We start from the raw sequence: 13,037 nt of genomic DNA on the forward strand, positions 1-13,037 counted from the left end.
GCCCCCGGAGTGATTATAGCATGGACGCCCGAGAGAGTGAACTCTTGCAACCCCCGCCCTTAGCCCACGAAAGTGAAGCGGCGATTTTAGGGGAATTGATTCTTGACATTGAAAACCAAGCGGCAATTATCGGCAGCCTGCGCAGCGAAACTTTTCATCACGCCTACTATAAGGAAATTGTCACAGCGGCGATTGCCCTTTATAGCCGAACCGGCGCGCTGGATACAACGCTATTGGTGGCTGAACTAAAGGGGCGGGGGCTGGTCGAAAACCCGATGGCCGAAATTGCCAAGCTAGCCCGGGGCGGATTCCTGCCTGGCAATTGGCGGGAACATTTGGCCCGAGTGACAGCCGCCCATTCTCAGCATGAGCGGCATTTTGCACTATTGCGAAATGTGGAACAGAACAAGCTGGGGCAACCCCTGGCGGAACTCCCCCCCGATAGCAGCCCGCGCAAGGCACGGCCCTTATTGGGTTGGGAACCTTTTCCCGTGGATGCCCTGCCCGGCACAGTGCGGGACTACGTTGCGGCGGGGGCGGAATCCATTGGTTGCGATCCGGCATTTATCGCGCTTCCCATGCTGGCGGCACTCGGGGGGTTGTGCGGGGGCGCGGTGCGATTGCGGCTAAAAGATAGTTGGCACGTTAGCCCGAGCATTTGGGCCGTGGTGGTGGCGGAAAGTGGCTCCCAAAAATCGCCCGGTTGGAAACTGGCAACGGCCCCTCTCAGCGCAATCGAGCGGCGGCTGGCCATAGAAAACCAGCAAGCCGAGCGCGCGCATGAAGAACAGCAAATGCTCTATGCCCGCAACCTCAGAGCGTTTCACGCCGGGAAGTTGAGCAGCCCCGGGGAGCAGCCCAGCGAACCGGCCCCCCGGCGGTTGGTTGTGGCGGATTGCACGATTGAAGCCCTGGCCCCGATCCTGGCGGCGAATCCGCGCGGGCTGTTGCTATCGCGGGATGAACTAAACGGCTGGCTGTGCGGGTTTGATAAATACAGCAACTCGCGGGGGGGCGCGGACGCCAGCGCGTGGCTCAGCATTTATAGCAACGCGGATTTTACTGTTGACCGTAAGAGTGGCAAGCCCCGGACGTTATATGTGCAAAATCCCGTGGTTAGCATTTGTGGCACGATTCAACCGCGAACCCTCACACAGGCCCTCGGGAGTGAGCATCGGGAAAACGGGTTGCTGGCCCGTTTCCTAGTGGCGGCTCCCCCGAGCAGCCCGCGCGTATGGCGGGATGCGGATTTGCCCGCGAGCCTATCTGGCCCGATGCAAGCCCTGGCCGAGCGGTTGCATAGTTTCAATCCGCACAACTCCGGGGAAGAATTTCGTCCGGCAACCCTGGAGCTGGACGGGGCGGCACGGCGACGATGGATTCAATTTTACAACGAACACGGGCAAGCAATGGACGGGCTGAGCGGTGATTTGCGGGCAGCCTACAGCAAGCTAGAAGAAACGGCCGCGCGAATAGCCTTACTCTTGCACTTGACGGTATGGGCGGATGAGGGGGGCGGGACAATCGGCCTCCTGGATAGCGGGGTGGTTGGCGGGGCGGTGGAAATTGTGAAGTGGGCGCGGCGGGAAACGGCCAGAGTGTATGGGCTGTTACACGAAACCGATTCCGAGAGGGAAACGCGGCAAATAGTTGAAATTGTCCAGCGGCATGGGGGTGAACTATCGGCCCGCGATCTGATGCGCGCAAGCCCCCAGCAATTTCCCAAAGCGACGGATGCCGAGCGGATGCTATCACGGCTGGCCCGAGAGGGGCTGGGGGACTGGGCAACCCGGCAGGGAGAAACCGGCAGGCCGGCGCGCGTGTTCCGAATGGCCCTCGACAACCCGGCCCATGACACAACCCCCCCCGATACCCCCCTGGAAATTGACACAACCCCCAATAACGCGGGGAATAATGAGTTGTGTCATTCTGTCATTAAGGAAAACAATTTCGGCGCAAGCCGATTGGGGGCGGCATGAGACGCCCCGAGAGACAACTAAAACTCCCCTTTGATGAACCAAAACCGTGGCAAACCAACCCCCCAGATACCACGATTCCCCCCCTCGACAGTGAGCAAGCCCGGATTGCGATAAACAATTTTTTAGCGGAACTCAGAGAGTACCAAGCCAACCGCGAACAACTTCCCGAACCGTTACCATTTTGACAACCCATTTAAGGAGCAAGTTTCATGGCCAAGTCTACCATTCACCAAAAGCTGTTGAGTTTAGCCCGGGAGTATTTTGGTGAGACTGCCTATGTGTCGCATATCAAGCTGGACAGTGACTCAATGGGGCGGCGCAACGCTGCCCGGCGACGTTGCGCAGCAATCAAAGAGCGGCTAAGGGAATGGGAGAGTGACTATTCAACCGCGTCTGAAGAAGTCCGCAATAGAATTTGGCCGGATATATGTGCTATGCGGTGGGATTTAGAGGGGTTGGAAGGCTACATTTTAAGTTACCCCTGGGAGGCGGGCTACACGGATGGCAACTTTCCAATTCCGTTGTGCTACGGCGATACAGCGGAAGAACTTTATGCGGACATTTGTTTTCAGGATATGAGCAATCTTCACTTAAACGATGCTAGGGAATCCAACGCGATTAAATTGCATTAGAGAGCGTTTTGGGCAGCCCCTGGACTTAGAACCCATAATCCACAACCGAGCGTTAGGCGAGCGTTTAGCGTGTTCATCGTATCAAGCGGAACTGTGCGGAATCCCTGGATAAGCTTGCATAATTCGCAAGTGATTCCTATAATTCAAGTATGGCCCGCAAACAACCCACGATCATTGAGCAACTGAATAAAATCCTGGATAACTCGGGAGTTTCACGCTACCGAATTTCCCGAGAGACTGGGATTCCCGAGAGCACGCTTAGCCGACTCGCCAGCGGCAAGCAGAAATTTTCCCCCCGGCATTTAGATACCCTGGCCAAGTTATTTCAAATTGAACTTGTTCCCCACAAACCCAACCCGATCCGCGAGCAATAACATGGCAACCATTTACAGCAATAATGGGCGACGGCATTTACAATTCTCGGATGCCAAAACCGGGAAGCGGAAAACGCTCAGTCTAGGAACGCTCAGCATGGCAGATGCCCGCTTTGTGGCCGCCCAGGTAAGTTACCTTGAGCAAGCCACAGCGGCGGGAGTGATGCCCGGCAAGGGGGTGCAAGAGTGGCTGGAATCCCTTAGCAATGAATTCTACGACAAGCTAGCCAATACGGGTTTATGTGAGCCACGAAAAGCCCCCACAGTGACTACGTTGGGCTATGTGATAGCCGACTATATTAAAGCCCGCCCCGAAGCCAAGCGGGCGACAGTGGCAATCTGGGAACTGAGCGGCAAGCTACTAACAGAATACTTTGGCGCGGATTGCGACGTGACCAGCATCACTAAGGACCAAGCACGCGCGTATCGCAATTGGTTAATCACTGGCAAGCTGGTTAAATCCCGTCAGAAGAACGGGAAGAAGCCCGCCCGCAAGCTTAGCCCCTCGACAGCCCATAAGCGGCTAAGACTAGCCAAGACAATCTTTGGGGAACTGGTTGAAAACGGGGTGTTATCCGTGAACCCGTTCAAATCCATTACCATTACCCCCACAGTTGATTCCCAGCGAAATGTTTATGTCAAAGCCGAGCAAGCCCAGCGATTGATGGAACATTGCCCGGATAGCGAATGGCGACTCTTGGTGGCTCTTGGCCGTTTCGGTGGATTCCGTAACCCTTGTGAGGGGCTTACGCTCAAATGGCAGCATATCGACTGGCAACGGGAAGTTATTCAAATCCATTCCCCCAAGACGGGTTTAAGGGAGATTCCCATTTTCCCCGAATTGCGGCAACCTCTGCAAGAATGCTGGGAAGCGGCCCCAGAGGGAGCGATATTTGTCATAACCCTGCATCGTAGCCAGTTTGACGTTAGCATCGATTCGCGCAGCACCAACCTTACCAAGCCCCTTATGGACATTCGCGCCAAATCTGGATTGCCAGCATGGCCCAAGCCCTGGCACGCATTGCGGGCGGCGTTTGTGACCGATCTAGTGGAACGTGGGGTGCCGATCCCCACTGCGGCAACATGGACAGGACATAGCCCGGCTATTATGGCCAAGCATTACCTACGTGCAACCGCCGATGATAACGCCCGGGCTGTGCGGGGGGAGTTTTCCAACCCCACTATAAAAGAATCAGCCCCAATCAAATCTGCAAATGCTCTGCAATTCTCTGCAAACTGCCTAGGAACTGAGCGGAATGGAGCAGACTTGCCTAGCGAATTTCCCGTGAATATTGATAATGCCCACAAAAACAGCACTATCCAATGGGCGATACTGGGCTCGAACCAGTGACCCCCAGCTTGTCGAGCTGGTGCTCTAGCCAACTGAGCTAATCGCCCGCTCTCGCGGCTAATCAGTCTTATCGTAACATATCACGGGGCAACTGCAACCGACCTCGTGGGGATTCCCGGACAAAATCTGGCTGTCTAACCTGACAAGCGCCAGAATGCCTAGGTTCGCGATTCCCCGCAAATTTTACACCCCAGCACGCGCAAATTACTGAGAAATCCAAATTTTTAGCCTGGAGTCGATGATTTGTGTGCCGGATCCCGGCGGAGGGTCACTGGACGTTCCGGGTGTCCCGCTGTAACATGGGCAAAGTAACAAACGTGGGGAAAAAGTGAGCCGAGGGGGTCTATTATCGACCCGCAAAAGCTGTTGCCCGCGTCTGGGGCACGATTTTGTTTGGGCTTTTCTTAATTTCCGTGGCGGTCGATTCCCTTTGATTTTCCCAGTCCCAGGCAAGCTCGGGGTATGACTTCCACGGAACTCTCGCAGTGCATTGCCAGCCTGGAACACAACATTGGCCAAGTTGTGCTGGGCAAGCCCGAAGTGATTCGCCTGGCGGTGGTGACGCTCTTGGCCGGAGAGCATCTGCTGCTGGAGGATGTACCGGGAGTGGGAAAAACGCTCTTGGCAAAATCCCTGGCTCGGAGCGTGGAGGGGGATTTTCAGCGAATTCAGTTTACCCCGGATTTGCTGCCAACCGACATCATTGGCGGAAATATTCTCGATCCGCGGACCCAAGAATTTCAGTTTTTTGCCGGTCCCGTGTTCGCCAATATCGTCCTGGCGGACGAAATCAACCGCACCACCCCCCGGACGCAAAGCGCCTTGCTGGAGGCGATGAGCGAGCAACAGGTCAGCATTGATGGCGTGACCCGCCCCTTGCCCGATCCATTTATGGTCATCGCCACGCAAAACCCCTTTGAATTTGAAGGGACTTACCCCCTCCCGGAAAGCCAACTCGACCGCTTCTTGATGCGGATTTCCCTGGGATACCCCAACCGCGCCAATGAATTGCTGGTCCTCGCCAACCACCGCTCGGGAGAACCCTGGAAATTGCTGCAACCAGCGGCCAACCGCCAGCAAATTGTGGCGTTACGGACCGCGGTCCGCAGTGTCCAGGTAGAACCGTCTCTGCAAAATTACCTGCTCGACCTGGTTCATGCCACCCGCGAGGCGGACGATCTGCAGGTGGGCGTCAGTACCCGGGGAGCCTTGTGCCTGTACCGGGCGGCACAGGCCTGGGCATTTGCGGCGGGACGCGCCTACTGCATTCCCGACGATATCAAGCATCTGGCCATACCCGTGCTTTCCCATCGGGTGCAATTGCGGCAATACTCGGCCCAAGGTCTGCGCGCCGCACAAGAACAAATCATGACGCGTCTGGTGCAAAACGTCACGCCCCCCCGCTAGCCAACGGAAATTTGATTATGTTCCGCTAAATCTGTTAGAATAAGCAGCATGGTGAAAGCGGTTTTGCGGCCCTATTCTTTAGCTCGGCGCTTCAGCTATGCATCGCCTGTTGTCGTCTTATCCCACGCAAGAGGGTTGGTATTACCTGTTCCTCCTGGCATTTGTGTTTACCGGCGCGATCCTGCGCGAGATCAACCTGATGCTGTTGGTTGGCGGGTTAATGGTGGGACCCCTGGCCTATAATTTTTTTGCCAGTTGGCGCCAACTGCGGGGCATCACATTCAGGCGGCTTTTGCCCCAGGGTTGTTTTGCCCGGCAGCGGCAGTACATTCAACTGGAATTGACCGGCAAATCGCCCAATTTGCAGGGACTACAAATTACCGAAAAGCTGTATCACGCCGATAATCCCGGCGAATCATTCGTGATCGAGGCGACTGTCCCCTGGAATCAATCCGGCATCCCCGCCCAGGCCAGTTATTCGGTGTTGCCGCTCAAGCGGGGAATCTATCGTTTTCACGCCAGCCGGCTCAAATCCGCCCGTCCATTTGGCTTATGGCAAAGCCAGGCCAAGCTGCTAGTGGACTGTGAATGGCTGGTTTGGCCCCGGCTGGCCCAGGTGGATTGGCAAAAGATCTCCATTTTGTGTGGCCAGGCCATCCATGACCACGCGGAACAAGGTCGCTCGCGATTGGCGATGTCGGGTGATTTTGCCGGTTTGCGACCGTGGCGGCTGGGAGACCATCGTCGGTTAATCCATTGGCGAAGCACCGCCAAGCGGGGGGAATTGCTGGTCAAGCAATTTGACGAACCCGCGCAAGAAACCGTGGCCATCGGTGTTGATTTATGGTGCGAACCGTCCGCCGAGCCCGAGTCGGGATTGCGGATCGAGCAACTGCTGGCCATGGCGGGGAGCTTGATTTGGCAACAGCAGCGGCGGGGAGCGCAGCGGTTGCATTTACTGATCGCGGGAAAATCATTTCAAGCTTGGACGGGAGCGGCCCAGCGAACCACCTGCGAACGTTTTTTGACAGAATTGGCCCTGGCCGAAGCGGCCACTAGTCCGGGGCTTGCTCCGGGGCGGATATCCCGGCCGGGTAGCGGGACATTGTTGGTATTGACGGGGCGTGATGTGCGCGCGCGGCGCACCGCGGCGGGGAAAGCCACGGAAACCGCCGGTGAACGATTGCTCCGCTTTTGGGAATCCCACTGGCCGCAAGGCCGGGTCGTTTTGGTCGAGGTCGGCGATCCCCGCTTGACCGCCGCGTTTCAGTGGATCGAGGAACCAACTAAATGAAAACATCCACCTCTCCGGCAACCGCCGCGAATTGGCAATGGTTTTTACCGCAATGGTCCAACCAGGGCCGTGTTTCGGCCGCTCCCGCGACCGAGCAGCAGTTGCCCACTTCCTTATGGCTGTGCGCCGCCCTGGCTTGGCAAACGGCTCTTGGCTCCGCCATGTACGCCTGGAGCCAAAATCGTCCGCTCTTGGGGACGCTGGCCATTATTATCTCGCTGGCCAGCTTTTATTTAACGGATGTCCGGCGTTGGGTCAATTTGCACTGGGTGATCGCAAATGGCGCGGCCCTGGTGGCCGTGTTTTATACCACCACCGCCTTTCAGCGTTTTGATCCCGAACAGCAACTGTTGTCGATCGCGGATTTGCTCTTGTATTTGCAGTTTGTGCTATTGTTCCAGCAAAAAGTCCCCCGGCTTTGCTGGCAAATCACCGTGCTGAGCTTTTTGCAAGTGCTGCTGGGAGCGGCCCTCACCTTTAATTACTCGTATGGCCTGTTATTGATCCCTTATTTTACCGGGGCCATCTGGCTGCTGGTGCTGCTGAATGAGGATCGCCTGGCACGCGTGGCCTGGACTGTCCAGCAGGATCTTCCCCGGCTAGTCCCCACAGGTGAAAGCTCCACCCTGGAGCGGGGGTGGTTGGGAGGGTACCTGCCCCGCTGGCGCCCCGAACATTTACGGTTATTGACGCATTCCCTGGTGACATCCTTGCTGGTCGCCTCGGTCATTTTTTTTACCGTTCCCCGCATCCGCTCCCAAGCCTGGACCCTGTCCAATCAACAAGTCCAAAGCGTCGTCGGCTTTGACGATACCATCAATTTAGGCCAGGTGGGTGAGGTATTTGAAAGTCCCGAGTTGGTCTTTTTGGCTAAATTCACCGACGTCGCCAATCAGCCCCGCATCATTCAAGGGGAACCTTTGTTTCGCGGATCGATCCTGAATCAATATTATCGCGGCAACTGGAAATATTTGGGCTGGCGGATGCAAGACAACGAACCCACGCCGCTGGAACTGCTCCCCCAACGGGCGACGGAGGTCACCAAGCAAGAAATCACAATCGAGCCGCTGGACCAGCCGATTCTCTTTCATGTCCAGCCGATTTACCTAAAAGATTCGCGGGGGCGCCAATCATTTCCGGTCCGTTGTAATGAAAACAATCGAAACCTGTATCGCGAACAAGAAATCGGCCGTATGCGGTTAAATTACGAGGTGCTTACCACGGGCATCGTCCAGGGGCGGCAACACCCGATCATTCCCGAAATTTTAGAGCTGAATGTCCGCGAATGGCAGCAACTGTTGCAATTGCCCGCGCGGCAAGATATTCGCCAGATGCCGGGCGACACGTTTCGCATCCCGCGGGATATCCCACCTGAAAACTCGCGGGATAATTTAGCCGTCTTGGGACAGATTGCCCAGCGGGAAATCGCCGCGGCCAATCTCAATCCGGATGCCGAGGATTACCGCTTTCAGGTGGCGCGTGTTCTCGAGCGTTACCTCAAGTCCGAACGCTTTTCCTATACATTGCTGGGACAACCACGAAATCCCGAGGTCGATCCCATCGTGGATTTCTTGACCGAGAACCCCCGCGGCCATTGCGAGTATTTTGCCTCCGCCCTGGCCCTAATGCTCCGCACCCAGAATATTCCCGCCCGGGTGGTCGTGGGTTACAAGGGGGGTGACTATAACCAGGTGGGCGGATATTACCAAGTGCGGGAAATGCACGCTCACGCCTGGGTGGAGGCATACTTGGAAAAATACCAGGTGCCAGCGGAGCTATGGCCCCCGGGATATGAAAATTATCGCGCTGGGTGGTTGACGCTCGACCCCACCACCGCCGTGCGCGATCCGCAAAGCGCGTTTAACGGCTTGTTTGGCGGTTTGGCCGACCTGGGGGATTACATGCAAATGGTCTGGAACAACTATATCATCGGCATGAATGCCGATCGCCAGAATCAAACCATTTACGCCCCCCTGCGCGAGCAATGGCAGATATTTGCGGATTGGATGTCGGGCCAAGATCTCGATTCCGAAACCATGTCCGCCTGGGCGTATGCCGCGACAATTGTGCTGCGTTGGGGAATTGTATTGATCTTGGCTGGAATGGGCTGCTTTGGCCTTTATCAGCTAATCACCTGGATACGTCGGCATTGGCGCAGCGGAAAAAGCGTCACCGATACGACCGAGTCGCCGTCCCCCACGGACCCCGCGCTGGTTCAAAGCGGCGAATGGTGGCGGCAATTGCTGGCTATTGGCCAACAATTGCGAATAGCACCAACGGCGGGACAGACACCGCGTGAATTTGCCGAGTCCCTGCAAGCCACGTTGCGGGCCACGGACCCCACGTCGGAATCCTGCCACGCTCCGCAAGAGATCGTGGATTGTTATTATCAAGTGAACTACGCGCGGGTCCCCCCCACGCCGGCGCTGGTGGATCGGGTGGAAGCGGCGTTCGGGGTGCTGGCGCGGCACTGCCAGGCAATAGCTGCCCCGGGGCTGCCTTCAACTGGCTAAATCAGCCCGGGTTGCCGCTCATTTTCTTATTGGTTTAGCGGTGAAAAATTAATGGCTGGCGATCCGCCGTGGGATTGACCGCGGACGAAGGAAGCAATTCCGCATAGTTGGCTTTTAAATAGTCAACTGCCGGGATTTCCAATGTGCCCCCTGGCTGCAACCGATCTCCCCCCGGCTGCAAGCGTCGATTATGCTCGTACAACGCTTTATAAAAGGCGCCATTGCCATACATGCGCTCGGCTATCGCATAGTAGCTGTCTTGGGCCTGAACCACGTAACTGCGGGGAATGGTGGAATTTGTGGATCCGGTAGTTGCTTGATTGGAAATCGCTCCTTCCGCCTGATAGCCCAGCTGCTGGGCCGTGAATGCGGGGTCTCTTTCGTTTGGGTTTACGCCGGTATCAAGACCCGGTGGGGGAGAAACTTTGTCCGCCGGAGGAATTCCCGCTGTAGGAGTGCTAAATCGCAGCCGTCCAGGTTCGCTCAATTGGGTGTCAGATCCGTTAGAAGGTGATAAAGGAGCGGTGCTCGCGTTGCCGGTAAAATTTGGAATTCCGCTGACGGAGCCAGAGGAACTATCTTCCGCTGTGGCGGCAAAGGCGGGAGTCCCGGCCCGTGGCACATACGGAGAAGCAGCGGCTACTCCCGTGGAATTCGCCGGAGCGAATCCCGTAGCCACGGTCATGTTGCTACGGGGAGGCAACTCCCGCGCGGCGTCGGGAATCCGGATGGGTTGGGAAGGGGGTTCAATGTCGCTGGACTGCTGGTGACTGATGGAGTTTTCGCTTGTCGCAAGGGGTTGTAAGGGGGAAAGCGGACTTTCATTCGTGAGGGTTGTTTGACGTAATGCGGAATTCGTAGCGCTATCCGCGGAATGATAAGCGGAAGTTTCCGGACCGGACGTATTATTTAATACCGCCGGGTTTTGGGCCTGCTCTAAAGCACCAACTTCGGTGGGGAGGGTGTCATCGGCGGTTGTTGTTGATGTTAGTGGCCGCGGCGCAACATCCGCGGTAGAAGTGGTTGCAGCGTTCCCCTGGCTGGCATCATCCGGAGCCAATGGAGACGGGATTTCCCGCAGTCGCATCGGATTTTGTGCGGAACCGGGTAGAGCGCGGGGATTTGCCGGGGTGGCATCATCCGTGGCATACGCATTCGGGGAAGCTTCGTTCGCGCTATTAAGACCGTGATCTAGCGGAGTAATTGCCTTGGAAGCCCCGGCCGCCGGATCGTTATACGCCGGGGAGTTTCCCAGCTCGTCCGCATAGGGTGTGGCGGCATTTTCCCGCGGAGGATGATTCGTTGTGAGTTCCGAGGATGTCCCGCCGGAATCTGACTGATTTAGCGGGGCATACCCTGTCCCCGAAGGGGAGTCAATCGTGCTGGCATTGGGAATATCCGTAGTTGATCTGGTGGGGCTGGCCGCGGGAAAGGAAGCCGCCGCGGCTCCCTCTCCGGGGTCAAAGCTAGAGGATCCCCTGGACGCTGTATTGGCTTGACCTGCTGGGCGAGTAAAGGGGTCCCCCGACAGATCACTGGCACTGCCCGCGGATTCATCGCTGGCGGAATTGCCGCCGCTGCCAAGTTCGTCATCCGCCGCGACACTGGCCGAATACCGGGATTTCGCATTCACCCCGCGAGGTTCCAAGGATGCCGGAGAGTCGCCTGCAAGGGAATAAGCTCCGCCTGAACTTTCCGTTGCCATACGGGTCCCCCCTTGCGCGGGGAGGCGCGTGGGTGTCGTAGCAGATTGAGGGCTGTTTGTCTGCAAGTTGGTGATTGTGTCGCCCGCCGCCGAAATGGCCGAGGCGTCACTGGCGGCTTTTTTTTTCGCCGCTCGCGCTGGTCGTGGCGGACTTGGCCAAATATTGTTCGGCATCCAGTTCCACTGGCTTGCTCAATCGCTGGTAAAGCACATACCCAAAGATAATCGTCAACAGGCCTAATACCGTCAGGCCGATTTTTGTCTCGCGGGGAAGCGAGGCCGCGGCTAAGCGGGGCTGATAGCGTTTTTTTTCGCCATGATTGGCCGGGGAGTTGGTATTTGCGGCGGATGACTCGGCAGTTTTGGGATGCTCGGACTTTGGTGCGGAAGGTTGCATCGCGTAAACCTATGTAAAAAAAGTTTGGGAAAATGCCGGGTTGCGGAGGCCCGGAGCTAGGGTGCTGATTTAACTAAATGGCGGGAGGCCGACGTTCCGCGACCCGCAGCTTGGCGCTGCGGCTACGGGGATTAAGGGCAAGTTCTGGTTCGTCCGCGGTGATCGGTTTTTTCGTCAAATTTTGCAAGCGCGGATCCGAGCGAAACGCTTCCTTTACCCGGCGATCCTCCAGCGAATGAAAGCTGATAATCGCCAGCCTGCCACCCGGTAATAAACAGTCCGGTAACAGGGCAAGTGCTTTGTCCAACTCTCCTAATTCATCATTGACGGCAATTCGCAAGGCTTGAAAGGTGCGCGTGGCGGGGTCGATTTTGTCCCGGGGGGATCGGGGAACCGCGCGGCGCAAAATCTGCGCGAGTTGTTGGCTGGTGCGTAATTCCATGTGCCGCCGCTGTTCCACCAGTAGCCGCGCGATTCTGCGGCTATGCCGTTCTTCTCCATATTGGTAAATCACATTCGCCAGTTCCCGTTCCGGCAATCGCATGATCAATCTCCAGGCGGGTTCGCCCCTGGTCTGGTCAAATCGCAAATCCAATTCTCCGTCGCTGTCAAAACTAAACCCCCGCGCTCGATCCGCCAATTGGTCGCTGGATAAACCCAAATCCAGCAAAATTCCCGACACCGCCGGACGGCCCACCTCGGCTAATAACGCGGGCAATTCGGCATAACTACCCTGGGCCACCTGGATGGGGAGACCCCGCAGGAATTGCGTCGCCCGCTCTACCGCCGCCGCATCGCGATCCACCGCCAATACCGAGCCATCCGGCGCAACCCGCTCGGCCAAGGCTCGCGCGTGTCCCCCGCCACCCAGGGTCCCATCCGCATAGCACTGTCCCGGACGGGGGTTCAGCCAGGCCAGGATTTCCGCCAGCAGCACCGGAATATGGACGGACGGTTCCACGAACTACCTGAGAGCCTGTAATATCCCTTGCCTGTTCATTCGGGAAACGCGACTTCACCTGGCCGACACCATCCTGGCGCAGTTAGTAACCGCAGTGAAATACCCGCGACGGGAACTTTTGACAAGAGCAACCCCACTAGAGGGAGTTTATTCGCTAGCAAGTTTAATGAGTGGGCAAGAGTGATAAGACGCGAGTACGCAAAGAAAAAACTGGTCCGAGTTCCTTCCTGGATCACTCGCATGGACCAGAATGTGGCTGCGTGTCTTGATCGGGAAATATCCCCCATCAAAAACCACTTTTCGCCCAGTCTGACATCGTGTCGGACTGTTGTACCCCAAGTGTCTGCACCGTGGCCAAACGGCAAACAGTGGGGGAACAACCGACGAACGGTTCATCCGCCCTTAACGCGGAATATGTTAAATT

11 protein-coding genes and 1 tRNA gene are annotated in these 13,037 nt (G+C 56.8%); 8 read left to right on the forward strand and 4 right to left on the reverse strand.

The window, feature by feature from the left end; translation table 11 throughout:
* Positions 1-20: 20 nt before the first annotated feature.
* The 5 genes from SFX18_19530 to SFX18_19550 all read left to right on the forward strand — a co-directional run bounded on the left by SFX18_19530 (position 21) and on the right by SFX18_19550 (position 4,336).
* Positions 21-1,979 (forward strand): DUF3987 domain-containing protein, encoded by a 1,959-nt coding sequence (locus tag SFX18_19530; protein MDX1965347.1) that lies wholly within the window; start codon positions 21-23, stop codon positions 1,977-1,979.
* Positions 1,976-2,164, forward strand: coding sequence for a hypothetical protein (locus tag SFX18_19535; protein ID MDX1965348.1), 189 nt, complete (start codon positions 1,976-1,978; stop codon positions 2,162-2,164). Before SFX18_19530 ends, SFX18_19535 begins: the two co-directional genes overlap by 4 nt.
* A gap of 24 nt (positions 2,165-2,188) precedes the next feature.
* Positions 2,189-2,611 (forward strand): hypothetical protein, encoded by a 423-nt coding sequence (locus SFX18_19540; GenBank protein MDX1965349.1) that lies wholly within the window; start codon positions 2,189-2,191, stop codon positions 2,609-2,611.
* A gap of 149 nt (positions 2,612-2,760) precedes the next feature.
* Entirely contained in the window at positions 2,761-2,985 is a 225-nt protein-coding gene (locus SFX18_19545; protein MDX1965350.1) for a helix-turn-helix transcriptional regulator, read from the forward strand.
* Between the two features lie 97 nt (positions 2,986-3,082).
* The gene (locus SFX18_19550; protein ID MDX1965351.1) at positions 3,083-4,336 is read left to right on the forward strand and encodes a tyrosine-type recombinase/integrase; all 1,254 of its coding nucleotides are present in this window, start codon (positions 3,083-3,085) and stop codon (positions 4,334-4,336) included.
* On the opposite strand, the gene SFX18_19555 is transcribed toward SFX18_19550, so the two are convergent.
* Positions 4,310-4,383, reverse strand: a tRNA-Val gene (locus tag SFX18_19555). The two genes, SFX18_19550 and SFX18_19555, sit on opposite strands and share 27 nt — an antisense overlap.
* Positions 4,384-4,798: 415 nt before the next feature.
* Between SFX18_19555 and SFX18_19560 the strand changes: the two genes are divergently transcribed.
* The 3 genes from SFX18_19560 (at position 4,799) to SFX18_19570 (ending at position 9,550) form a co-directional block, all read left to right on the forward strand.
* Complete coding sequence (locus SFX18_19560) at positions 4,799-5,743, forward strand: AAA family ATPase (GenBank protein MDX1965352.1); 945 nt, start codon at positions 4,799-4,801, stop codon at positions 5,741-5,743.
* Between the two features lie 97 nt (positions 5,744-5,840).
* Positions 5,841-7,037 (forward strand): DUF58 domain-containing protein, encoded by a 1,197-nt coding sequence (locus tag SFX18_19565; protein MDX1965353.1) that lies wholly within the window; start codon positions 5,841-5,843, stop codon positions 7,035-7,037.
* Positions 7,034-9,550, forward strand: coding sequence for a DUF3488 and transglutaminase-like domain-containing protein (locus SFX18_19570; GenBank protein ID MDX1965354.1), 2,517 nt, complete (start codon positions 7,034-7,036; stop codon positions 9,548-9,550). Before SFX18_19565 ends, SFX18_19570 begins: the two co-directional genes overlap by 4 nt.
* 34 nt (positions 9,551-9,584) lie before the next feature.
* Here the strand turns inward: SFX18_19570 and SFX18_19575 are convergent, their stop codons facing one another.
* From SFX18_19575 to rsmH, 3 genes are all read right to left on the reverse strand, one after another.
* On the reverse strand, positions 9,585-11,183 hold the full coding sequence (locus SFX18_19575) for a hypothetical protein (protein ID MDX1965355.1): 1,599 nt from the start codon (positions 11,181-11,183) through the stop codon (positions 9,585-9,587).
* A 178-nt stretch (positions 11,184-11,361) separates the two neighbouring features.
* Entirely contained in the window at positions 11,362-11,652 is a 291-nt protein-coding gene (locus SFX18_19580; GenBank protein MDX1965356.1) for a hypothetical protein, read from the reverse strand.
* 73 nt (positions 11,653-11,725) lie between these two features.
* Positions 11,726-12,613, reverse strand: a complete 888-nt coding sequence (gene rsmH / locus SFX18_19585) for a 16S rRNA (cytosine(1402)-N(4))-methyltransferase RsmH (GenBank protein MDX1965357.1) — start codon at positions 12,611-12,613, stop codon at positions 11,726-11,728.
* Between the last annotated feature and the right edge of the window lie 424 nt (positions 12,614-13,037).

It is taken from the genome of Pirellulales bacterium, assembly GCA_033762255.1.
Lineage (GTDB): Bacteria > Planctomycetota > Planctomycetia > Pirellulales > JALHPA01 > JANRLT01.